Below are 23386 nucleotides of genomic sequence, written 5' to 3' on the forward strand. Positions count from 1 at the left end.
AGCTCCTATAGATCGTCAAGTCGCGGTGGTGAGTTGTTCGCGAGTGATCTGGAGGTGGGGCAGGTGGCGGTAGACCTCGCGGGCGACGAAGCGTTTCAGGCAGCGGATGATGTCCCTCTTGGCGAGTCCTTCTGCGGTTCGGCGGGCGACGTATTCCTGGGTGCGTTGGTCGTACTTCATCCGGACCAGGACGATCGTGTAGAGCGCGGCATTGGCCTGACGGTCACCACCACGGTTGAGTCGGTGGCGGTTGGTGCGGTCCGAGGACGCGGGGACGGGAGAGGCCGCGCAGAGTTGCGCGAACGATGCTTCGGAGCGGAGGCGTTCGGGGTTGTCGCCCGCGGTGATGAGGAGTTGGCCGACGGTCTCGGGGCCGATGCCGGGCAGTGCAACGAGCTTGGGGGCGGCCTGGGTGACCAGTGGGCCGATCTGTGCGTTGGCGTCCCTGACTTCTTCGTCGAGCATCTGGTAGCGGCGGGCGAGGCGCTTGAGGACGGTCTTGATGGTGAAGGCGGGGTCGGCCGGGTCGCCGGTGGGCCGGGAGCGGGCGAGGGTGTCGATCAGTTCCTTGAGTCGCAGGCCGCGGAGCTTGTCGCGGACTTCGCTGGGGGCGCTGATGATCAGCGTGCGGATCTGGTTGATCGCCTGGGTGCGGCCCTTGACGGCGCTCTTGCGGACGATGCGCAGGGCGCGGATGGCTTCGACGATTCCGTCACGGGACTTGGGGGTGCCCTTGGCGCGGCCGGAGAGTACGGCGGTGGCGGCTGCGTAGGCGTCGACGGGGTCGGACTTGCCGTTCGCGCGGCGGGCACGGCGGTCGGGGCGGTCGACCTCGATGAGGGGGATGCCGTTGCCGCGCAGGAAGCGGGCGATCTCCGCGCCGTAGCTGCCGGTTCCTTCCATGCCCACCGCCAGGACCTCGCCGTGGGAGCACAGCCACTCCAGCAGTCGCTGGTAGCCCCTGGGGGTGGTCTCGAACGACTCGGTGGCCAGGTGACGGCCGACGGTGTCGATGATGCCGAGCTGGTGGAAGTCGGTGTGGGAGTCGATCCCGCCGATCACCGCTATCTCGTTCGCTGTCATGCTGGTTGTGCTGTCCTTCCGTGCGACGTGCGAAGGATGGCACGGGCCGGTCGGGCGGACGGACAACACAGTGATGGGACCTTGGTCGAGCTCCTATTAGGTCACGCACGCCCGACCGGCCACGCGTACAGCGGCATCGTCCGAAGGGCCGACAATTCACGAGACGGACAGCCAACGGCGTCAGTGAGTGACTGGGTCAGCATCACGCAGCCCACGGAGATCGGGCTGTATGTCCGGGCATTCGAGGAGCTGCGGCGCACAGCGGTTTACGAGGCCGAGACGAGGGCTTTGATCGTGAAGGCGATCGACGCGCTGGGCTGAGAGGTACCCGCGGGCAGTCAGCCTGCGGCCGTACGGTCCAGCCGCGGCAATCGAACTGACAGACGACCTGATCGGTCTGGAACGCGCGGCGTGGGCCGAGCAGCAGGAAACCGACTGACGTCGTTCTTCGGTGGCGATGATCAAGCTCCGACCGCACAGGACACCCACTGTCCTACGCCATCGGACCCCGACCGATTGCCACCGAAGACCGACAGACGATGGCTTTTGTCATCAAATCCTCAAGGTCGCCTGGGTGGCACCCGATCGGCTGGCGGATCGCTGAGGGCGGCTCCTCCCCCTACAACTCGGGTACCACCCAGGACTGTTGTGTCATCCCCAGGGTGGAGGAGAGGTGCAGCCCGGCGAGGGATCCGCATGCGTGGTGGGTTCCTGAAAGATCTTTCCTGTCCGAACGTTCGACCGGAAGGATCGATATCGTGCGCAGACGATGTCTCGCGCCCCTGTTGGCCGTGAGTGTCACGGCAACGCTGGCTCCCGCGCTCGCCACCTCAACGGCCACTGCCGCTCCGGCCGCCACCCCGTCGGCTGTCTCCTCGTCCACCGCCACGGGCGCGCTGAACTGGTATGTGAAGCAGAAGCCGCAGTGGAAGCGGTGCGAGGCCGCTTCTCCGGCGGAGTTCGAGTGCGCCACGATCAAGGTTCCGCTGGACTACCGGGTTCCTGGGGGCAAGCGGATCGACTTGGCCATATCCCGGATCAAGAGCACCGCGCCCGACAAGCGGCACGGTGTCCTGTTCTCCAACCCCGGCGGCCCTGGGGGACAGGGGCTCTACATGCCGCTGGGGATGCAGGAGAGCCTCCCCGAGTCCGCACAGCAGGAGTACGACCTCATCGGCTTCGACCCGCGCGGTGTGGGACAGAGCAGCCCGGTTTCCTGCGATCTGGAGCTGGAGGAAGAGAATTGGCTGCGGCCGTACAAGGAGGAGACGTTCGACAAGGACGTCGCCTGGGCACGCGATGTCGCGAACAAGTGCAAGGAGAAAGCGGGCGACACGCTCCCGCACATCACCACGCGCAACACCGCACGCGACATGGACCTGCTCCGGGCGATCCTCGGTGAGAAGAAGATCTCGTATGTGGGTTACTCGTACGGCACCTACCTGGGCGCCGTCTACACCCAGCTCTTCCCGGGCCGGGCCGACCGGTTCGTGCTGGACAGCGCGGTCGATCCGGCGCGTGCCTGGCGAGGGATGATCCAGTGGTGGGCGGAGGGCGCCGAGCCCGCGTTCGACCGGTGGACCGAGTGGGCCGCCGAGCGATCAGAGAAGTACGGCCTCGGTGACACCCCGAAGCGGGTCGACCGGACCTTCTGGGACCTGGTCGCGCAGGCAGACGAGAAGCCCATCGAGCTGGACGGGCAGCCGATCAATGGTGATGACATCCGGAGCGGTATGCGCGGGGCCGTCTTCAGCCCGGAGTACGCCACCGAGGGGTTCGTGGAGCTGAAGAAGGCCGCGGCTGGTGAGCCCGCCTCCGCGAAGAAGCTCGCGGCGTTCGCCGGATCGGAGGGGACCGGGACTTCAGGCGTCTCCGATGCCGCCGAGGTGCCGTCCGACAATATGACGGCGAGCTTCTGGGCCGTGGTGTGCGGCGACAACTCGGCCGCGTGGTCCCGCGACCCTGAGCGCTACCGGCGGGACGCCATCGAGGACAAGGGCCAATACCCGCTCTACGGTGACTTTGCGTCCAGCATCAAGCCATGCGCATTCTGGGACAAGTCCGTGGAACCGGCAACCAAGGTGAACAACAGGGTCGGCTCCCTGGTCGTCCAGAACGAGTGGGACTCGCAGACCCCGCTGCCCAGCGGTCAGGCCCTGCACGCCGACCTGAAGGGCTCCAAAATGGTCACTGTCCTCAACGGCGAGGGCCATGGCGTCTACCCGAACGGCAACGCGTGCACGGACGGCACGGTCACCGCCTACCTGCTCACCGGCAAGCTCCCTGTGAAGGACGTGACTTGCAAGGCGACGGCCGACTCGAACGCAGAGGCACGGAAGAACCAGAAGCGGGAAGCGCTCCCCGGGTCTCCGCTCCCGGAGCGTGCCCTGGACCGTTTCTGAACCCGGTCGCGTGGTCCATTTCCGCATGACCCATTGAAGATGGGGGGCGGGACCTTGTGGCGGCTCGAAAGGTCGTCGTTGCAGGTCACGCAGCGTATCGATACTCGTTGATGAGGCCGCCGAGGACCCTGGTGCGGAGCATGCTTCGGTCGTCGAGGTCGTGCACGATTGCGGGCTGCTCGGTCGCGCTGGGCGGTAGCTGCTGCCGGGATCGGTGCGGCCGGTGTCCGTTGCAGTGGTCCTGGTAGTCAGTCAGGACCTTCCTGGCGTGGTTCCCGCCCAGGATCAGGACGTGGTCGAGGGCCTCGCGGCGGATGGCGCCGATCACACGTTCGCGCGCGTTCATGCGCGGTGGGGTGCGCGGTCACCCCGGTGATGTGCAGTCTCCGGGTGCCGTGCTCGATGAACGCCCCTGGCGATCAGTTTGCGGTGCCAGGCCAACGAAGTGCCGGGGTGACGGGGAAGACGGCGGCCCAGCGGCCGCGCGGTATCAGCGAGCTGAGGGCGGCGAACCGGAATCGGTCGGCCGGCTCATAGCGCACCCTGCCCTTCACATGCCTGTACAGGATGGCACTCTCGTGCCGCAGCACCAGCGTGAACGCGAGCACGTAGGACATCGAGCCTCCCAGCCCGCCGACCGCCCCCACGAGCAAAGCCCATTCCAACGGCCAAATCACTGCCCAGGGCAGAACCTGCTGGAGCAGGCGGACCACGACGTACCCGCCAAGGGCGCATCCGAAAGTGATTGCCGGAACGAGCACGAGGAGCTGCCGGACCGCCGCAGCACGGTTGACGGACAGCAGCCGGATCGGCGTAGCCGCGGCGGCGATGTCCATGGGGGCTTCGAACGCCGCGAGGAGCCCGAAGGCCAGTCCGGCCGGACGCTCGCCGGTGTGTCATGGACCCGCAGCCGCTCCAGGACGGCGTCCCACAAGCCCGCGTCACCTTGGCCGCCGGGGGAGGCGGCAAGGCGGTCGGTCCGGGGGAGATACGCGGCGAGATCCTCGACGGTCAGGTCAGTGAGTTCGATGCAGGCGGCCCACACCAGAGGTGCGTGAACCTCGCGGACCGCTTGGGCGTACTCGTCCCGGCGGCTGGTCAGGACCAGCGGTAGGGAAGTGGCGTTGAGCGCTTCGAGTGCCGGGCCGCGCAGGGCTTCAGCCAGCTCGTCGAGTCCGTCCAGGACCGGCAGTACCAGGTCAGCGTCCACGAGCGCGGCGGCCAACGTTGTCCGGTCAGATGTGCGGTGGGCCAGATGAGGGTGGTCTCGGAGGAGATGGTTGACCAGAATGTCACGCAATGTGGTGGTGGTCGGGTCCCAGGATCCGATACTGAAAATCACCGGCACCTGGACCGAAGAGACGGGGGCCGCGAGGAGATCGAGGACGAACTTGATGGCCAGGACGGACTTTCCGGAGCCGGCGCGGCCGAGTATGACCAGCCTCTGCGACTCAACGCTCCGGTAGGTGCCGACCACACTTCGCAGCTCACCGCTCAGGTCCAGGTCCCGGGGTACGGCGCCTGGCTGCAGGCGCTGGATGTTCTCCGGACGGTCCATCAGGTCGACGGGAGCTGGCTGATGCCGCACCGGCAGCGGGAACGGGTCGTGGACTCGGCGGTGTTTCTCTTCGCATTGCCAGCGGCGCCTGACCTCACGGGCCAGCGACGCGGCGGCGTCGGCGATCGCACCAGCCGGGGGCTCGGCCGGAGCGACGGGGAGCGGGGCGGTCGGTACCGGTTCCTCTCGCCGGCCGGCCGGTCCCGGCTGTGCCCCGTCAAGGATTGCGGTGAGCCGTTGCCGCTCCTCCGCCTCGACCTCAAGAGCCTCTGCCAGCAGGTGCAGCGTCCTCAGCCGGTGATCAGTGGACTTGCCCGTCTCCAGTCGGCGGATCGTGCTGACGCTCACCTGGGATCGCTCCGCCAGCTGCTCCTGCGTGAGGCGGGCACGTCTGCGTAACTGGCGCAAGAGCGTGCCTAGCTCGTTGGTCACTCTGGGCTCCCACTTCCTACGGATATTGCGGGACGACCGAGCGTAGCGTGACGACCGGTCACACATGCCCTCTCCCTGACCTGTCCCTGAGCTGTTCTCTGAGCTGGGGCGAACCCATCGCGGTGGAGCCGGCAGCCCGCCGGTCACCTCGCACAAGGGAGACACCGGCTTGAGACCCCCATCGCCCCCGCCGTCGTGCCACCGGTGTTCTGCTCGCCCGGCAACGGGGCGTCTCTGTCGCCCTGTTGCGACGGCGGCCATCACTACGGCTGCGGGGCCCCGCGTTCGCGGACTATGTACCGGGCTTGGAGGCCGCGTCCGAAGCTGCTGCAACGAACTGACCAAGCAAGGACCCGACCGAGCCATGACCTTCTCGGAGGAATGAACACCATGACGATCACACGGAAGAGCAAGAAGCTTGCCCCCGTCATCGGTGTGCGCGTCGGTGCCGGCGCTGTCGAGCCCGGCGGCGCACGCCGGTACGACCGAGGCCGACCACCCCGCCACGCTTGCAGCGCTCAAGGCATTCCAGTCGGTGGCGGGACCGGGTGCCGCGGTCCATGCCGGGGTCGGCGGCGAATCCTGGACGCTGTCGGCGGGTACGGGCACCATCAACACCGACCGGCCCATCAGGTCGGACGAGCACTTCCGCATCGGCAGTCCGACCAAGAGTTTCACCGCGGTGGTGGTGCTTCAACTGACCGAGACAGGCCGCATCTCCCTCGACGCGCCGATCGAGGACTACCTGCCCGGCGTCGTCACCGGCAACGGCTACGACGGTACGCGGATCACCGTGCGCCAGCTGCTCCAGCACACCAGCGGAATCGCCGCCTACAACCCCTACCCCGGATTGAGTACACCTCAGCCGAACCCGGACGGCACCTTCGGCCTCACGGCGCTGGTGCGGCACGGGCTGAGTTCCTCGCCCCCGGTCGGCGAGCCCGGTGCCAGCTTCACCTACTCCAACACCAACTACTACATCCTCGGCGTGCTCGTCGAGGAGCTGACGGGGCAGCCGGTGCACCAAGCCGTGACCGAGCGCGTCATCAAACCCCTCGGTCTGCCCCACACCGTCTTCCCCGCGCCCGGCGAGCGCGCCCTGCCCACCCCGGCCGTCAACGGCTACCACGGCGCCCGGGTGGGCCCCATCTACCTGTGGATCCCCGTGACCTCCTACGACCCCTCGCTTTACAGCAGCATGGGCGAAATGGTCTCCACGATGGAGGACCTGACCGCCTTCTACCAGGCCTTGGCGGCCGGAGATGTCCTCTCCCCCACGAGCCTTACCGAGATGCGCACAGTGCGGACTGTGAACACCGGCTCGGCCTACGGCCTGGGGATCCAAAGGCGTGCACTGTCGTGTGGCGGAACGGCCTGGGGCCACTCCGGTGTGGTGCCGGGCTACGAGAGCTACACCCTGACCACCGACGACGGTCGCCACGCCTCGGTGGTCACGAACGTGGCGATCATGATCGGCCAGCTTCCGTCTGCGCAACTGCTCGAACTGTTGGACAAAGCCCTGTGCGAGGACGCGCCGCAGCGCTCCTGACGGCCGGGCGTCAACGCCCAGGTACCGAAGCTCGCCGAGGCACCCCTGCACCCAAGTGGCCGTCTGCTGTCCGCGTGTGAGCGGGGTCGCGGCGTCATTGGGCGGCGCGGCCCCGGGCCCGGGCCCGGGAGATGTCATTGGTTGATTCCCGGGGCCCGTGGTGTATCCGAGCGCGAGTCTCAGCCTGTGCGTTCGTAGCGCACGACAGCTTCGCCCAGGTAACGCTTCGCCAGGGCAGGCAGTGCGGTGTTCCCCGTGTCCAGGAACATGCGCTTCGTCAGCGGATCCGGCGCGTAGGAGGACACGTACTCGCCCTCGCGCTGCGGGCTGATGCCGTTGTCGAGCCAGAAGCGGCCCGCTGTGCCGTTTTCCAGCAGCAGGACCGGCGACTCCATCCAGTCGTCCTCCAGCTCACCGTCCTCATCCTGTCGGCGGCCGGACATACGAGCGAGGTCCCAGCACCGCTGTTGCGCGATGCGGCGGAAGCGCTGACCGTTCGCGGTGTACTCGCCGAAGAACAGCGCGGGCTTCACCTGAACGAGGACCTCGGAGCCGTACGGCCTCAGCCGCCCTACGCCTCCGCCAGGAGCTGCTGGACCTCGGCTGCCTCGCTCTGTTTGATCTACGCGATGCTCCGAGACGGCACGTTCTACGACCCCGCACCCACCGCCGCTGCTTGACGAAAACCATAAGGGCCGGTCCGATTCAAAACTCACCCGGTCAACCAACGGCACATCATGCCGAAACGATCGTGTGTCCGATCCGGGTGGCCACCTCCTGTTGGCCGAGGTACTCCTCGATGCTGTGTGCCCGGTCGCGCGCGTTGGCGACGGCCAGATCGGTCAGTTCGCCCTGCCATCTGGCCCCCAGCGGGCATCCGATGGCGACCGCGTCGGTCGGGCACCATGCGTTGAGCCAGTGGGCCACTCGTTCCGGACGCTTGGGGCCACCGACGAGCAGGCGGCTGTAGACCGTGTCCAGGCCCAGGGGGCTGCCGGCGGTGACGAGCAGGGTGAGGTCCAGTTCCGGGGAGAGCCGGGTGATGAGGTCCATGCCGACGACCGTGCCGAGGCTGTGTGTCACGAGGACGAGTTCGCCGGAGGTGGGCATCGTTTCCAGTACGCAGTCCAGGACCGCATCCCGGACGCCCGGGTCGTCGAGGTACGCGGCGACATCCCGGAGGATCGTGGCGATGACCCACTCGTCCAGGTCGGTCTTGGCCGCCAGCCAGCTCAGCTGCTGTTGCAGGTCCCCGACCAGGGAGCCCCCGAACCGCTCGGTGGCCAGGCGGTCCTCCCGTGGCATGTCCGACTTGCGCGCCGCCTCGGCGATCAGCTGTTCGTACGTGCTTCTGGCCGGGCCCGCGGGCGCACATGCCTCCGCCACCGGCGCGGCCGCCAGCTCCTCGAAGGAACGGGGGATGGCTTCATGCCGCCGGATGACTTGCGTGAGCCTGTCACCGTAGTACGGGAACCAGGTGTCCGCCGGATCGATCGGAGTGATCCCGGCGCGGGTGAGCCCACGATTCAGCCCTGCGGTCCAGTCCCGGCGGAGCTGCTCGGGGTCCTTGCCCTGCTGGCTTCGGCCGTGCAGGAAAGCCAGGTGCCGGCCACCGCCGAACGCCGTTCTCCGGGCGCTGAGGCCGACGTGTGCCACAGCCGCTTCGCGACTGGGCTGTGGCGTGGCGAGGGCTGCCGCGGCGACGGCCGCGGGTTGCGGAAAAGGCTGTGGAAGAGGCTGCGGCGCGGCTGCTGCCTCCTGGAGGCCTGAGTCCATGCCCATCTCGGCCAGGAGCGCGCGTCGCGTGGGATCGAGCGGCACGGTTGCGAGGTGCTTGAGGATGGAACTGATGCGTACGCCTTCGTTCGACACCCAGTCGATGGCGTCGTCGCCGTCGCCGGGCTGCCAGACCTGCCCGTCCTTGCGCAGGGTGCGGCCCTGGGCGTCCTTCTTCGGCACACCGCTGTGGTGCAGGGCCACGACTTCCCACTGGTCGTTGTGGACCGGCGAGCCCGAGTTCCCGGGTTCCGTGTCGGTCTTGTAGTGCAGGAAGTCGTCGAGGCGGACCTGGAGCGCGTTGTCGCGGACGGCGATCTCCTTGAGGCGGCCCATCGGGTGGCCGATGACGTTCACCGGCTCGCCGATGACCAGCTTGCCCTGCTGGACGCTGAGCCTGTTCCAGCCGAATGTCTCTCCCGGCGCCCGGTGGTCGCCGCCCGGGACTACCAGCACAACGGCGCAGTCGAGCCCCTCGTCCGCGTGAAAGAAGGCGGCGGGATCGAGCTCCAGCCGGATCGGCGCGGCAGGAGTGTTGTCGACGGTGACCTGGGCGTCGAACTCGACAAAGCACTGCTGCGCGGTCGCCGCGTCGGGCAGTACATGGTGATTGGTCATCAGCAGGCGTGGCGACACCAGGAAGCCGGTGCCGAGCGGCAGCTCCCGGCCGTTCTCCCGGACGGAGATACGGGCCACGGTGCGCGCCGCCCGTGCGCCGCGCGGCAGAAAGCTCCAGGCCTGCAGCTCCTTGGAGAGGCCGAGGATACGTTCGTACGCGGCGGGCGCGTCCAGCGGCTCCTCACGGATGCTCTCCACCACCGCCGCGGCGGGCACCCCGTGCCGGTCGAGCAGCCGTGTGACGCGGGCCGCGATGGCCTCCGGTGAGTCCGGGAACTGCAACCCTGCGTCCTGTTGCGCCTCGACGGCGCGCCGCTCCGCGCTGGTCCTGGCGTATCTCTGGGCCGCGGCCTCGGCGTGCTTCAGCTGTTCCGCGCGTGCGTTGTCTGTCACTGCCATGGGAAATCCACCACTCTTGTTTCTTCGTAGGCCCCGCTTGCCGGCAGGCACGTGATCGGAGGTGCGGCGCAACACGGAGAGGTGTATTCGAGTAGCCGGCGGGCGGGCCCCGTGGGGCGGGCCGGCCGACGCTCTCGTGGGGCCCCGGCCCGGCTGCCCGCACCTTGAGGTCGGAACCGTCCTGACCTGGCGCTTGGATCGGTGATCGGTCACGGCTACGACAGCCGGGTGCTCCGGGACGCCAGGTCGGGGTGGACCCCCAGGTACCCGTGTGCCGAAAGCGCGTGGGGGGAGAAGGCACCCGGGGAGAACTCGCGTGCCGGGGGTTCCACGCAGGCCGTCTGCGGCTCGGTCGTGCTCCGACCGAACCGGCAGGCGACCGCCGTAAGTTTCATGGTGATGAAGTCCGCGATCTGGGCGCCGTACTCGATGGGTTTGCCGCTGATGGTGATGTCGCCGACGGTGAAGTTCCTTTCTGCGACTTCGTAGACGGCGCGCACGGGATGGCCGGTGTCGCCGCGTTCATAGGTCCAGTAGCTCTTGGCGTCGGAGCCGTCCGGCGTACTCCACCCGTCGGTGGCCAGGTCGTCGAAGTAGAGTCCCACGGGGTCGGAGAGCGCGAGGTCGGCCTTCTGCCGGGCGACGGAGTTGACCACCTCACCGATGTGGGGGTCGCTGTTGCGGTCGGCCACTCCGTATTTGCTGCAGGCGATCAGCTCCTGGGCGCCGGTGAGTTGCCTTCCCTCGATGACGCGCCGGATCGTGGCGGCGGCGGCGAGTTCGATTTCCGCACCGAGGGTGTTGGACGGCTGGATGAGGTGCATGGCACCGTGCGTCGTGGAGTCGTTCCACTTGTTGCGACGCAGATAGCGGCCGTCCGGACCAAACAGGTCACTGCTCTGCACACTCGGGCTGATGTGGGCACGGTAGAGCTCGAGCGCTGTTTCCGGGCTGGTCTGTGCCAGCACGTCCCAGTACTCGGGACCCTCACAGGTGAACGCGACGCGGATGATCTTCCCTGCCTCGTTCCGGGTCACGCTCCATTCACAGTACTCGTCCTGCACGTCGCGGCTGGCGTCGGCACGTTGCCAGCGCTGTCTGTCGGAGACCGCGGACCTGAGGCGGTTGGGAAACGCGGTCCAGGTGACAGTGGCTTCGGCTGCGTCCGGTGCAGTCTCGGTTTTCGTGAGGTTGTAGAACTGCGACCGGGGGCTGTCGTGCAGCACCTGGCTGGGATCGGGGCCGTTGATCGCCTGGTCGACGCTGTCGGCGATGAAGACATGCCACGCCTTCAGGCCGACGTCGCTCAGATCGGTGAGTCGGCCAGGTGGTCCATACCTGGTGATGGTGCTCATGAGACACTCCAATGGTCGGATCTGCGGGGGTGGGCGTGGCCCGGCGGGCGATCCGTCAGTTCACGGCGGTGACGGTCGCGTCCTCGTTCATGCGCAGCCGGGGCGCATCGGCAGCGATGTCGGTCATCGGCAGGGTGAGTTCGAATTCGTTGAGTCGCATCGCCTTGAATTCACGGCGACGTGACTCCGCCAGCCGGGTGAAGTCGTCGAAGCCCGATGCTGTGCGGATCCGCGCCGTGGCCTTCTCCAGGTAGTCGTCGATACGTCGGGCGAGAACGGCCCGCCATTCGGCTTCGGCCAGTGACCAGTTCTCTGCGAACTGGCTTTCCGGGCTGCCGGCCGGCAGCGTCGACGCCGCGGCAACGATCGATGTGGCGATCTCGGCGCACCAGGTGGCGGTGGAGGCGGACGCCATCGGCACGTACTTCATCAGGCGGGCGCGGACCGGGCTGAACACGGGATTGGTGAAGTCCACCATCAGGACGCAGGCTGCGAACTTCGCCGGGACGAGGGACTTCTCCACCAGTTGGCGCACCACCTCGTTGTCCTCGTACGCGGCCTCCGGGACGACAAAGGCGAAGAAGGTGTCTCCCTGCCGCGAGAATCCGCTCGTCCGTTCCTCCAGCCGGAAGCCGAAGGTGGCGAGGCTGTCGGCATAGAACGACGCGGGCGCCGACGGTGCGGTCTCCACGCTCACCGGCAGCCCAAAATCGTTGATCAGGGCATCGGAGTTCAGCCAGAAGCCCATGGGAAGTACGAGGTCTCTGCCATCGTGTGTGACGGTCGCGCTCTGGGTGGACGAGCTGGCGAGGTTGACCGTGGTGCTGGTGAAGAGCTGGCGCAACACATGGTCGGGGTGTTCCACCATGCCGTCACACGCGACGGCCGCGAGGCGTGCGGTCGTCCATCGGGCGATGAGCCCCCTGACGGCGAGTTCCAGTCGTTCGGCGCCGATGACCTGGCGATACAGCGGGTTGCCCCGCAGCGGGTCGTCCGGGGCGAGCTGAATCGTCGCCGACATGGACTGCCAGTTGTTCCAGGGCTGTTTCAGCTCCTTCATGACGACACTGCCGTTGGCATGGCTGTCGAAGCAGCCCTTCCCCCGGGATCCGGGCTCCAGCGCGGACCAGGAGTTGCCCGTCCAGACCCACGCCGGCGAAATCCGCATGTAGTAGTTGAAGACCTGTGCGGTCGAATCCCAAGCCGCGACCTGGAGAAAAGCCGAGGTCGGATCGCTGCTGACCAGGAGGTCGGGGTCCTTGCCCGAAGATGCGCGAGTGATTGCGAAACGGATGTCGCGCGACAGCTCACAAGCCTCGTCCGGCGGGATCTGACCGGCTTCACCGATCATGTAGACGGCCTGTGCCAGCAGCACGTTCGCCTGTGTGAGGCCGTCGAGCAGGTCCTCCAGCGTCATGGGCCACCTGGCCTGCCGGAAGAACACCACGGCCATGGGGTCGTTCAGGCCGGCCAGCTCCTCCGTACTCATCGGCCGGGGGCCCTGATCCACGCCGCTGACTCCGCGGTACAGCCTTCCCTCCCGCAGCCTTCCGCCGTCGTCCGCCGACGTACCGGCTGTGAGGGCCTCATCGGCGCCGACGTTGCCGTCAGGGATGCCGGCGGCCGCCCAGGCCGTCGCCCGCCGACGTTCAGGGGTGCGCTCCCACACGGACATGACTCTCCAACCCTCTTCGCGTCCGGCCAGTCTTCTCGATGCTCACAGTCAGGACATAGTCATGCAAAATATTTCGAACTGTCATAACTGCTGCGCGAACGAACCGGTGCGTCAGCAGGAGCCCGCGCATAGCGATCTCAAAGTGCGTGCACCCGCGCCTCCCGCTACAGTCATTGGGGGAATAGCCTCTTATGTCACGAGACAACGCGCCGCGTCCTCAGGAGACGCCATGGCCAAGCAACGGACGGCTCGCCGTCCCGCATCGGTCTATGCACTCGCGGGGGTCAGGCTCTTCAACGGGGTCACCGGCCTCCTGACGCCCACCGTGCTCATCAGTCGCTTCGACCCCGGCCGTGAGCTCAGTCCGGCCGCCGTCTACGCCTTCCGGCTCTTCGGCATACGTACGATCCTGCTCGGCCTCGACCTGCTGACCAACCGCGGCGAGCGGCTCCGCGCAGATCTGCGCGAGGGCGTGCTCATCCACGGCAGTGACACCGCGACGGCGGCCATGCTCGCGATCCGCGGGCAGGTCCCGCCCCGCACTGGAGCCCTGACCACTCTCATATCGGCCACCAACACCATCCTGGCCGCCACCGCCGGCGCCGCCGTCTCCGCCCCCGGCCGCTCCAGGAAGGGAAAGCGGAAGTGACCGCCGGATCCCCGTCCGGCACCGTCGAGACGGGCTTCGACTACGTGGTCGTCGGCGCCGGGGCCGGCGGCGGCCCCTTGGCGGCCAACCTCGCCGCGGCGGGCATGCGGGTGCTGCTCCTCGACGCGGGCGGCGCCGAGGAGAACGACAACTACCTGGTGCCCGCCTTCCACGCCGACGCCTCCGAGGACCCGGTCCAGCGCTGGGACTACTTCGTCCGGCACTACGCCGACGACGAGCAGCAGCTACGCGACAGCAAGTTCGTGCCGGACCGGGACATCCTCTATCCGCGGGCCGGAGCGGTCGGCGGCTGCACCGCGCATCACGCGCTGATCACCGTCTATCCGTACAACAGCGACTGGGACGCGATCGCGCGGGAGACCGGCGACGCGTCGTGGCACAGTGCGGCGATGCGCCGGTACTTCGAACGGCTGGAACGCTGTACGTACCGGCCCCACCCCAAGGAGCCGCCCCGGAACCGGCTGCTGGCCGCGGTGCTGAAGCGGCTCCCCCTCACCGCGGAACGCTACCGCAACGACGGACGCCACGGGTTCGACGGCTGGCTGCCGACGAACCTCGCCGATCCCGAGCTCGTCATCCATGACAAGCAGCTGCTGAAGGTGATCCTCTCGGCCGCGCAGGACTCGCTGGCCGACTTTCTCGGACGTCCCCTCTCCCCACTGGAAGGGCTCGGTCCCCTCGTCGACCCCAATGACTGGCGCGTGCAGACACACGCCCTGCAGGGACTGTGGCAGATCCCGATCTCCACCGCGGACGGACGGCGCAGCGCCGCCCGCGAGCGCGTCCAGGCCGTGCGGCGCAGCCACCCGGACAACCTGGTCGTCCGTACGCACGCCCTGGTGGCGCAGGTGGTGCTGGACGAGACCGGCACGACCGCGGTCGGCGTCGACTACCTGGACGAGCCGCACGCCTACCGAGCCGACCCCCACACCCCCGACGGCTCCGGAACACTGGTCCGGCGCAGGGTCCTCGCCTCACGTGAGGTGATCCTGGCCGCGGGTGCCTTCAACACTCCCCAGCTGCTGATGCTCTCGGGCATCGGCCCGCGTGAGGAGCTGGAGCGCCACGGCATCCGCGTACGGGTCGATCTCCCGGGCGTGGGCGCCAATCTGCAGGACCGTTACGAGGTCGGCGTGGTCAGCCAGATGGACCGCGAGTTCCCTGTCATCAAGGACTGCGACTTCCATGCGCCTCGGCCCGGAGCCGACCCGGACCACTGCTATAGGGCCTGGCAGCGCGGCGAGGGGCTGTACACGACGAATGGCGCCGTCCTGGGCATCACCCGTAAGTCCCGCCCGGAGCTCGACGTCCCGGATCTGTTCATCTTCGGCGGCCCGTTCGACTTCCGCGGCTACTACCCCGGCTACTCGCTCGACCTGACCCGCCACCGGGACCGGTTCACCTGGGCGATCCTCAAGAGCCGCACCCGCAACACCGGGGGCCAGGTGAGGCTGCGCTCCGCCGACCCCCGTGACACCCCCCTGGTGAACTTCCACTCGTTCGCCGAAGGCACGGATGGCAACGGTCTGGATCTCGAGGCGATGACCGGCGCGGTGGAGTTCGTACGCAGGATGAACCGCAAGGCCGGCTCGGTCACTCTCAAGGAACTGTGGCCCGGCGAGGAGATCCGCGGCCGCGAGGACGTCCGCCGCTTCGTACGGGACGAGGCATGGGGGCACCACGCCTCGTGCAGCTGCAGGATGGGCCGGGCCGGCGATCCCTCGGCCGTCGTGGACAGCCGCTTCCGCGTGTTCGGCGTGGACCGCCTGCGGGTCGTCGACGCCTCGGTCTTCCCCCGCATTCCCGGATTCTTCATCGCCACCCCGGTCTACATGATCAGCGAGAAGGCGAGCGACGTGATCCTCGGAGCCGCGTCGCACTCCTCCAACCGAGCAGGGACCCAAGGAGCAGCGTGATGACCAAGAAACGAACGGCCCGACAGCGATCCGGCTCCGGATACCGCGGGTCACTCCCCTGGCGTGTCGTCACCGGCCTCGCCGAGTACGCGGACCGGCGCGCCGGCTGGAACCACCTGGCGGTCACCCCCGGTCTGCTGACCCTTTTCGGGCTACGCGTGAGACTTCGTCAGAATAACCTCCACGACACCACTGTGCTGCCGTCCGTCGGGCTCCCCGAACCGGCGCCACCTTCCGCGAGCCACAAGGTCAACCGGACCGCCGACGGCAGCCACAACGACCTCGACGAGCCACGCATGGGCATGGCGGGAACCCGCTTCGGCCGCAACATCCCGCTCGACAGGATCGTCCCGGCCACGCCCGAGTGGGTGCTGTCCAGGCCGAACCCGCGCGAGGTCAGCCGTGCCCTTCTCACCCGGGACGAGCTGATCCCGGCCGAGTCGGTGAACTCGCTGGTCGCCGCCTGGCTCCAGTTCATGATCCGCGACTGGTTCAGCCACGGCACGAGCCCCACGGAACAGCCCTGGGAAGTGCCCCTCATGGACGACGACCCGTGGCCGGAGCGTCCGATGCGGATCATGCGGACACCGAACGACCCGACCCGCGACCCGCAGGCGCCGACGGGGACCCCCGACACCCGCGTCAACGTCTCCTCCCACTGGTGGGACGCGTCCCAGATCTACGGTACGAGCGAGGAGGAGCAGCTCCGGATGCGCAACGGCACGCTGGGCAAACTGCGCCTGTGGGACGAGCAGTCCATGCTGCCCACCGACCCCGATAGCGACCCGTCGCGCGTACCCGGCTTCTGGCTCGGTCTCGCCATGATGCAGAACCTGTTCACCCGGGAGCACAACGCGATCTGCGACCATCTCCATGCCGCCTACCCGTCCTGGGACGACGAGGAGCTGTTCCAGAGGGCCCGGCTCGTCAACGCCGCGCTACTCGCCAAGATCCACACGGTCGAGTGGACCCCCGCAGTGATCAGTCACCCCACCACGGTCAAGGCCCTGCGGGCCAACTGGTGGGGCATCGCGGGCGAACGCGTCCACAATCTCTTCGGCCGGATCAGCGAGAGCGAGGTCCTCAGCGGTATCCCCGGCGGAGCCACGGACCACTACGGCATCCCGTACAGCCTCACCGAGGAGTTCGTGGCCGTCTACCGCATGCATCCGCTCATTCGCGACGACTGGCATCTGCGCTCCGCGGCCGACAATGGCACCCTGGGCCACTGCACCTTTCGTGACATCGCCGGTCCCGAGGCGCTGAAGGTCCTGAAGAGCACGTCGATGAGCGACCTGCTCTACAGCTTCGGCACGCTCCACCCGGGTCTGGTCACTCTGCACAACTTCCCGAAGTTCCTGCAGGGGTACGAGCGCCCCGACGGTCAGCTCCAGGACCTCGCCGCCACCGACATCCTGCGCAGCCGGGAGCTGGGCGTCCCCCGCTACAACGAGTTCCGCCGGCTGCTGCGGCTGAAGCCCGCCGAGACCTTCGAGGAACTGACGGGCAACCCGGCGTGGGCCAGGGAGATCAAGCGGCTCTACGCGGACGACATCGAGAAGGTCGACCTGACGGTCGGGATGTACGCGGAGCGCCTTCCGGCCGGGTTCGCCTTCAGCGACACGGCGTTCCGTATCTTCATCCTGATGGCCTCGCGCCGGCTGAACAGCGACCGCTTCTTCACCGAGTACTACACCCCGGAGGTGTACTCCAAGGCCGGTATGGCCTGGATCGACGACAACAGCATGATCACCGTACTGCTGCGCCACCACCCGGAACTGCGCACGGCCCTCGCGGGGCTGGACAACGCGTTCGTGCCGTGGCACACCCCACGGAGCAGCGGTACGAACGGCTGACGGTGAGTATGGTTGCCCGCCGCCGAAGTCCGGCCACCATACGGGGCGCGGATGGGCCCGGATGGGGCAGCCGCGCGGCACGATCCGCATCATGAGCTCACCTGCCACTGGCCCTGGCCGCCACCTACCTCATCGACACCGGCATCGACTGCGCCACCTACCGACAACTGCTGACCGACCGCGCCCGCACACTCAAGGACGCCCTGCCCGAGCCCGACGCGCTTCCCGACGACCACGCCACCACAGCCGCCGCCTGGTCCCTGTCCATCGAACGCGCCAACCACCTACGCCCGGCAGGCCTGGCCCACCCCATGCTGCAACTGGCCGCGATGCTCGACCCCAACGGCATCCCAGCACCCGTCCTGACCGCACCTGCGGCCTTGGACTACCTCACCGAACACCGCACCCCCGGCCAGGAACCCAGCACGAGCGACAGCGGCAGGTCAGCGCGCAGGACGCATCTATCTCAAGGCGTTCAGAGCATTTGCGTACGTCCAGCACCGACGAGGGCCAACATCCACGCTGTGGCGGTGGCCGGTGAGTGCCAAGACATGCCCCGTCTGTCCGAAGGCCTCATGGGCCAAGCCGACCGTACGCATCCACCCGGCACCCTGCACGGCCACCACCACTCGAACGACCTGCCGGACTGCTCGTCCTGCTGGACCGCTCTTGACTCCGGATTAGGCCGACCCGTACGCCGAACTGCCGGACGGAAGGGCTCTCGCCGGTCTCGGCGATCCAGTCCCGAATCATGTGCAGGGCCGCTTCCTGCCGGGCGGACAGAACGTCCGGCCGGGTCATGCCGCTCTCGTCTCGCGCTGCTCCTGGCGGTGAGCGAGCCGGCGCGGCTCGACCCGGGCGGCAGGTGTGCCGGGCGGTGTGGACCAGAACGGATGCCGCAGCAGGTAGGCGGACAGGTCCAGGAGGTGGCGGCGCAGCGCGGTGGTGTGGCGGGGGCGAGGTTCGGCGAGCTGCCGGTAGGTGGCGAGCCAGTCGCGCTGGGCCCGGACCAGGTCGTCAGAGATGGGAGAACGTCATACTCCGATTAGCCTCACGATTTCACGAAGTGGGCTGTCCGGCAGGTGATCAGCAACGCAGAAAGCGCCTCTGAACAGCAAGAATAAGGATTGCCGGGTCCGGCAAGCCCGTCGGCGCTCTGCTGCGGCCGCGGTCTTGTGGGTGGCCGACCGATGCCGGGCCGCCGCGCCAGGTTGGACTTTCGTCGTTGGCCGTCGCGACCAATGGCCGACTCGGAGCGGGTGGAGAGGGTCTTAACCTAGCCGGGTGACTCGTGTGGAATCTACGGCCCTTAAAGCATCGGCTCGCCAGGCACTGGCGGCGAGGCTGCGTTCGGCGATCCCGCGGCTGGCTGCCCCGGGCAGGGCTCTCTTGGCTCCCGGAATGTGGTCTCCCTGGCGCATCGTGGGCGAAGCGCTGCTGAGCGTAGCGTTCGGGCTGCTGGGAGCAGGTCTCGCGGCCCTGGACCACGGCGGCGCCGTACGGATCGCTGCCGCCGGGCTGGCGATCGCAGCGCTGTCACTTTTGCGCCGGACGCTGCCCACGACCGTGCTGCTGGTGACCGCCGTCGGCTCTGTCCTGTTCGGCGGTCTCGCTCCGTTGGTCCTTGTCGCCGCATGGTCGGCGGGGCGGCGGATCGACGGGGTCGGCAAGGCCGTCGGCACCTTCGCCCTCGCATACGTCCTCAACCTCGGCCTGGCAGTCGTGCAGGCGCTGCCTCACCTCTCACTGCCCCGCTTGGTCTTCGACGTCCTGTGGCCGCTGGTCGCGATCATCGCGCCCGGCCTAGCCGGCCGCCACCGGTCGCAGCACCATACGCTGGCCGACACGCTCCGGGAGTACGACGCCCAGCAGCAACGCGAGCGCGCGATGATCGCCGGACAGGCCCGGGCGCGGGAGCGTCAGCGCATTGCGCAGGACATGCACGACAGCCTCGGCCATCAGCTGGTGCTCATCTCGGTGCACGCGGGCGCGCTGGAGGTGGACCGCGAGCTGACCGGACGGCAGCGGGAGGCAGTGGGGGTGCTGCGCGAGGCGTCGGTGGCCGCGATGCACGAGCTGCGCGAGGTGGTACAGGTGATGCGGGACAGCATGGAGGCCCCACACGAGGACCCCCGCACCACCCCAGGCGTCGCGGCTGCGGCGGCGGAGGACACCACGGCGCTGTCGCGCGGGGTGGCGGGCATCGAGGGCCTGGTAGGAACGTCCCGGAGCGCGGGCGCGGCAGTGGAGCTGCGGCACTCCGGCGAGCCGTGCCCGCTCCCCCCGACCGCCGGTCACGCGGCGTACCGCATCGTCCAGGAGGGCCTGACCAACGCCCACAAGCACGCCCCGGGCGCCCCGATCACCGTCGAGCTGCGGTATGAGCCGGACTCGCTGGTCGTGGAGGTCGCCAACGGACCCGCAACCGGTACGACGGACGACGGCCGAGGCGTGGTGAGCGGCGGCCAGGGGCTGACCGGGCTCGGTGAGCGGACCAGGCTCATCGGGGGCATGGTGCACGCGGGCCCGACGGCGGACGGCGGCTTCCGGCTGGCGGGCGTGCTGCCGTACACATCGCCGGAAGGCGGTGTCCCGAGCCCCGCGCCCGGCAACGTGGCAACGACGTTCGTCGATCCAACAGGCGCCTTTTGGCAGCAGACCCCGGGGGACTCCTTGGACGAGGGTGGTCCTGTCATGAACGGGAACGGTCTGAAGGAGTTGGCCAAGGCAATGAGCAGGAAGAACGGAAGCGGCGTAGCCATCGGCTGCGGGATGGCGGTACTGATCCCTCTGCTGCTGGTGATCGGCGCCGTCGGCGTCGGGGGATACGTCCTCCTGAACAAGGCGGAAAAGGCCAGGATCGAGCCGAAGCAGTACGACGCGGTGAAGGTGGGCCAGTCCGAGGCAGAGATCCGCAAGCAGTTGCCCAAGGAGAACTCCTTCGTGACCGACGGCCTGGAAATGGGTGCGCCGCCCGTGCCCAAGGGCGCGAAGTGCCTCAGCCTGACTTCCACGGAGCCCAGCAGCAATCCGGACATGGAGCCGGTCTTCCGGTTCTGCTTCAAGGACGGCAAGTTGATCGAGAAGAAGTCCTTCGAGGTGGAGAACTGAGTAGTATCGGGCGCTCGATCAGGAATGATGGCGAGTGACCGCAGGTAGACACTCAAGGACCGCGCAGGAGAGTCATGATCAGGGTTCTCGTCACGGATGACGAGCCGCTCATCCGGGCAGGCGTCAGGATGATTCTCTCCTCCGCCGACGACATCGAAGTCGTCGCCGAGGCGGCGAACGGCCGTGAGGCGGTCGAACTGGCCCAGACCAGCCGCGTGGACGTCGTGCTGCTCGACATCCAGATGCCGGTCATGGACGGGCTGACGGCCCTGGCCGAGCTGCACCGGACCGTGCCTGACACGCGGGTGCTGATCCTGACAACCTTCGGGGAACAGCAGAACGTACTGCGCGCCCTGACCGGGGGCAGCGTGGGCTTTCTGCTCAAGGACTCGGCGCCCGCGGAACTCATGCGCGCGGTCCGGGCTGCCGCGGCCGGAGACGCGTACCTGTCGCCGGGTGCCACCCGCCGTGTCGTGGACTCGTTGGCGTCCAGCCAGAGCGCTCACCGTGCCGAGCGGGCCCGCCGCCGGCTGGACGCGCTGACCAACCGCGAGCTGGAGGTCCTGGCGCTGCTGGGTGAGGGCCTGTCCAACGCGGACGCCGGTCAGCGGATCCATATGAGCGAGGCCACGGTCAAATCGTACGTGAGCCGGATCCTGACCAAGCTGGACTGCGGGAACCGGGTGCAGGCCGCACTGCTGGCACGAGACGCCGACCTGGGAACCTGACCACACGATTCGATGACGTTGATGCAGAGCCCGCTGCGGATGGATCTCAACGGACAGGTCCGAGCCTCATTTGGCTTGTCCTACCTTCCAGACGTGGGTTTGAGGCGGTCATTCGTAAGATCGTCGGGCTCCAGGGGTTCTGGGTATGGCTGTCAGCTTGTCGCCGTCCGATGGCTCAAATGACTTGGCCGCCCGGAGCCCCGCGACGACTCGACCGCTAATTGGGATATGCGACTCGATCGCTTCGCAGGACAACGTCGGCGAGGTCGGGCCTTGCCCGAAGGCCCCTGGTCCCTGCTGCGGCGCGGTTGGCTCTCCAACGTCGCCTTCACCACGCCGGAACACCGCAGGCAACGAATCCGAAGCGGCCTGCGGCAACATCCAATACCGCAGCAACCTCGTAGACGGCTGCCTCACCGAAACGGGACTGCCGATCAACCCCTGATCGTCGCAGACGACATCACGAGTTTCAACCGCAGTAACCACCCCTCGGCGTTAACACCGATCCGCAGCCGTGATCCAAATCGCCGCGATCAACCTCACGGCCCGACGCCTCACCCAACAGAACACCCGGAACCGGCGCGACACCTGACCCCGAAGAAACCAACAGCCGAGAATCAAACACTCACTTGCACGACAAGGTCAGTGCCCACACGCCCGCATGCCTCTGGCTCGGGCTGTCCTCGACGCCGTGTCGGAGCCGAGGAGGTCGAGGACTTCGAGGGCACGGCTCGGCTGGGAAGCTGCGGAAGCCAGTACGCCTCCGCTGAATGTCGAACTGATGGCGGTGTCGCCTGGCAGCGGGCCGACGATGGCGACGCCCGGCAGGTCCATCAGCTCGCTGTGCTGCTGGAAGGCCAGGTCGGCCTGGCCGGATGACAGCAGGCTGCCGGCCGGAACCCCCGGTGGTGCCTGGACTTGCCGGTCGGAAAGCTCGTCGGCAAGACCCAGCCGGCTGATCAGATCGATCAGGGCCGTCCCGCTGGGACCGGTTGAATAGGCGATCTTCTTTGCGGACCTCAGAACGGCCCGCAGGTCGGATTCCGAGCCGAGCACTGGAACCGGTGATCCCTCCGGCACGGCGGCGACGACCTGGGAGATCCACAGCGGTCGCGCCGTGCCCGCCAGGAGGTACCCGTCCTTCTCCAGCGCGGTCAGCGCTCCGTCGGCGAGCACGAGCAAGTCGGCCTCGGCACCCTCGCGCACCCGTCGGGCGATCTCGACCCCGCCGCCGGCCTCGAAACGCACGGGAAGCCCGTGCGTGAGCCGGATGTGTTCGGACAGCTCGGCCAGTATCGACCGCGTCGCCATCGAGGACAGTCCGGAGATCTCTCGGTCCACAGCGCCTCCTTGGTGTTCCGGCAGATGGTACGGCGCTCGTTCGGGGAGCTCAACGCCGGTCTGCGAGACTGACCGCGTGAGCACAACCCGGAGCACGGCAGCTGGAAAAGTCCTTGAGGTTCTCTCGGTCTTCGGCCGGGAGAACCCGTCGCAGACTCTGTCGGAGATCGCGCAGCGCACGGGCCTGGCCTTGAGTACGACGCACCGGGTGGTCGCGGAGCTGGCGGGATGGGGAGCGCTGGAACGCGGGGAGGACGGGTCCTGGCATGTTGGACTGCGTCTCTGGGAGATTGCCTCGGGGTGCCCCCGTACCCAGATCCTGCGTGATGTGGCTCTGCCGTTCATGCAGGACCTTTACGAGGCGACCCACGAGAACGTCCAGCTCGCGGTGCGCGAGGGCACGGAGCTCGTGTTCGTCGAGCGGATCGCCGGGCACCGGTCGGTGGAGCTGCTGACGATGGTCGGGACGCGGTTCCCCGTCGGCTCCACCGGAATGGGGCGGGTGCTGCTGGCGCACGCGCCGTTGGAGATCCAGGAGGAGGTCCTCGAATCACCGCTGCGGGCCTGGACTCCGCACACCGTCACTGACCCGAAGACACTGCGCACGCAGCTGGACCGTATCCGCCGTGAGCAGGTCTTCGTCAGCGACCGGCAGCTCTCGGAGAGCACCGTCGCGGTGGCCGCACCGGTGAGGATCGGCCGGACCGGGCCCGTCGAAGCCGCTTTGGGGATCGTGATCACGGCGCGCAGCGCGGACCGTACTCGGGGGCTGCGTGAGCCGCTGCTGCGGGCTGTGTACGGGATCTCCGACGAACTCGGCCGACGTACCCGTACTACGGCCTGACATGCGAGCTTCCGCCTGACGGAAACACCGGCGACCGGCTGTGGCCCCGGGTGTCACCGTTCGGGGTGTTCGG

At 68.0% G+C, this 23386-nt stretch carries 19 protein-coding genes and 1 pseudogene; 10 read left to right on the forward strand and 10 right to left on the reverse strand.

Going from position 1 to position 23386, the window contains the following annotated elements; genetic code table 11:
- Window positions 1-15: 15 nt before the first annotated feature.
- A complete protein-coding gene (locus BT364_RS34205) occupies window positions 16-1083 on the reverse strand; it encodes an IS110 family RNA-guided transposase (protein ID WP_072489095.1) in 1068 nt (355 codons plus the stop codon).
- Window positions 1084-1266: 183 nt separating this feature from the next.
- On the opposite strand from BT364_RS34205, the gene BT364_RS34210 reads away from it, so the two are divergent.
- Both BT364_RS34210 and BT364_RS34215 read left to right on the forward strand, forming a co-directional pair.
- Window positions 1267-1404, forward strand: coding sequence for a hypothetical protein (locus tag BT364_RS34210; RefSeq protein ID WP_371268679.1), 138 nt, complete (start codon window positions 1267-1269; stop codon window positions 1402-1404).
- 437 nt (window positions 1405-1841) lie between these two features.
- On the forward strand, window positions 1842-3485 hold the full coding sequence (locus BT364_RS34215) for an alpha/beta hydrolase (protein WP_072489096.1): 1644 nt from the start codon (window positions 1842-1844) through the stop codon (window positions 3483-3485).
- 85 nt (window positions 3486-3570) lie between these two features.
- Here BT364_RS34215 and BT364_RS44450 read toward each other — a convergent pair whose 3' ends face one another.
- From BT364_RS44450 to BT364_RS34230, 3 genes are all read right to left on the reverse strand, one after another.
- Window positions 3571-3831 carry an integrase core domain-containing protein gene (locus BT364_RS44450; protein ID WP_072489097.1) on the reverse strand — a complete coding sequence of 87 codons (261 nt, stop codon included), beginning with the start codon at window positions 3829-3831 and terminating at the stop codon, window positions 3571-3573.
- Window positions 3832-3904: 73 nt separating this feature from the next.
- Window positions 3905-4102, reverse strand: a complete 198-nt coding sequence (locus tag BT364_RS44455) for a hypothetical protein (protein WP_371268680.1) — start codon at window positions 4100-4102, stop codon at window positions 3905-3907.
- 56 nt (window positions 4103-4158) lie between these two features.
- Complete coding sequence (locus BT364_RS34230) at window positions 4159-5841, reverse strand: helix-turn-helix domain-containing protein (RefSeq protein ID WP_371268681.1); 1683 nt, start codon at window positions 5839-5841, stop codon at window positions 4159-4161.
- Window positions 5842-5893: 52 nt separating this feature from the next.
- Between BT364_RS34230 and BT364_RS34235 the strand changes: the two genes are divergently transcribed.
- Window positions 5894-7024: a serine hydrolase domain-containing protein gene (locus tag BT364_RS34235; protein WP_107408382.1), complete on the forward strand. Its 1131-nt coding sequence runs from the start codon at window positions 5894-5896 to the stop codon at window positions 7022-7024.
- A gap of 179 nt (window positions 7025-7203) precedes the next feature.
- Here the strand turns inward: BT364_RS34235 and BT364_RS43590 are convergent, their stop codons facing one another.
- The 4 genes from BT364_RS43590 to BT364_RS34255 form a co-directional block, all read right to left on the reverse strand.
- The gene (locus tag BT364_RS43590; RefSeq protein WP_256260348.1) at window positions 7204-7557 is read right to left on the reverse strand and encodes a hypothetical protein; all 354 of its coding nucleotides are present in this window, start codon (window positions 7555-7557) and stop codon (window positions 7204-7206) included.
- A 202-nt stretch (window positions 7558-7759) separates the two neighbouring features.
- The gene (locus BT364_RS34245; RefSeq protein WP_072489100.1) at window positions 7760-9817 is read right to left on the reverse strand and encodes a trypsin-like serine peptidase; all 2058 of its coding nucleotides are present in this window, start codon (window positions 9815-9817) and stop codon (window positions 7760-7762) included.
- Window positions 9818-10032: 215 nt separating this feature from the next.
- Complete coding sequence (locus BT364_RS34250) at window positions 10033-11172, reverse strand: hypothetical protein (protein WP_072489101.1); 1140 nt, start codon at window positions 11170-11172, stop codon at window positions 10033-10035.
- Window positions 11173-11227: 55 nt separating this feature from the next.
- Window positions 11228-12847, reverse strand: a complete 1620-nt coding sequence (locus BT364_RS34255) for a hypothetical protein (protein WP_079179785.1) — start codon at window positions 12845-12847, stop codon at window positions 11228-11230.
- Window positions 12848-13076: 229 nt separating this feature from the next.
- Here BT364_RS34255 and BT364_RS34260 point away from each other — a divergent pair, with 229 nt between their 5' ends.
- The 3 genes from BT364_RS34260 to BT364_RS34270 are packed head-to-tail and all read left to right on the forward strand — an operon-like array spanning window position 13077 to window position 17289.
- Entirely contained in the window at window positions 13077-13496 is a 420-nt protein-coding gene (locus BT364_RS34260; protein ID WP_072489102.1) for a hypothetical protein, read from the forward strand.
- Window positions 13493-15433 carry a GMC family oxidoreductase gene (locus BT364_RS34265; RefSeq protein WP_072489103.1) on the forward strand — a complete coding sequence of 647 codons (1941 nt, stop codon included), beginning with the start codon at window positions 13493-13495 and terminating at the stop codon, window positions 15431-15433. The genes BT364_RS34260 and BT364_RS34265 overlap by 4 nt, the downstream gene beginning before the upstream one ends.
- The gene (locus BT364_RS34270) at window positions 15433-17289 is read left to right on the forward strand and encodes a peroxidase family protein (RefSeq protein ID WP_072489104.1); all 1857 of its coding nucleotides are present in this window, start codon (window positions 15433-15435) and stop codon (window positions 17287-17289) included. The genes BT364_RS34265 and BT364_RS34270 overlap by 1 nt, the downstream gene beginning before the upstream one ends.
- Window positions 17290-17862: 573 nt before the next feature.
- On the opposite strand, the gene BT364_RS39530 is transcribed toward BT364_RS34270, so the two are convergent.
- Entirely contained in the window at window positions 17863-18090 is a 228-nt protein-coding gene (locus BT364_RS39530) for a LexA family protein (protein ID WP_079179786.1), read from the reverse strand.
- Window positions 18091-18690: 600 nt separating this feature from the next.
- Between BT364_RS39530 and BT364_RS34285 the strand changes: the two genes are divergently transcribed.
- The 3 genes and pseudogenes from BT364_RS34285 to BT364_RS43600 form a co-directional block, all read left to right on the forward strand.
- On the forward strand, window positions 18691-20400 hold the full coding sequence (locus BT364_RS34285; RefSeq protein WP_079179787.1) for a sensor histidine kinase: 1710 nt from the start codon (window positions 18691-18693) through the stop codon (window positions 20398-20400).
- A gap of 74 nt (window positions 20401-20474) precedes the next feature.
- A complete protein-coding gene (locus tag BT364_RS34290; RefSeq protein ID WP_072489105.1) occupies window positions 20475-21128 on the forward strand; it encodes a response regulator transcription factor in 654 nt (217 codons plus the stop codon).
- A 279-nt stretch (window positions 21129-21407) separates the two neighbouring features.
- Window positions 21408-21573: pseudogene (locus BT364_RS43600) on the forward strand (IS630 family transposase); the annotation flags it as partial.
- A 197-nt stretch (window positions 21574-21770) separates the two neighbouring features.
- Here the strand turns inward: BT364_RS43600 and BT364_RS34300 are convergent.
- On the reverse strand, window positions 21771-22469 hold the full coding sequence (locus BT364_RS34300) for a substrate-binding domain-containing protein (RefSeq protein WP_079179788.1): 699 nt from the start codon (window positions 22467-22469) through the stop codon (window positions 21771-21773).
- A gap of 76 nt (window positions 22470-22545) precedes the next feature.
- Between BT364_RS34300 and BT364_RS34305 the strand changes: the two genes are divergently transcribed.
- The gene (locus BT364_RS34305; protein ID WP_072489106.1) at window positions 22546-23313 is read left to right on the forward strand and encodes an IclR family transcriptional regulator; all 768 of its coding nucleotides are present in this window, start codon (window positions 22546-22548) and stop codon (window positions 23311-23313) included.
- Window positions 23314-23386 lie beyond the last annotated feature (73 nt).

Source organism: Streptomyces atratus (assembly GCF_900119365.1).
GTDB lineage: Bacteria > Actinomycetota > Actinomycetes > Streptomycetales > Streptomycetaceae > Streptomyces > Streptomyces atratus_B.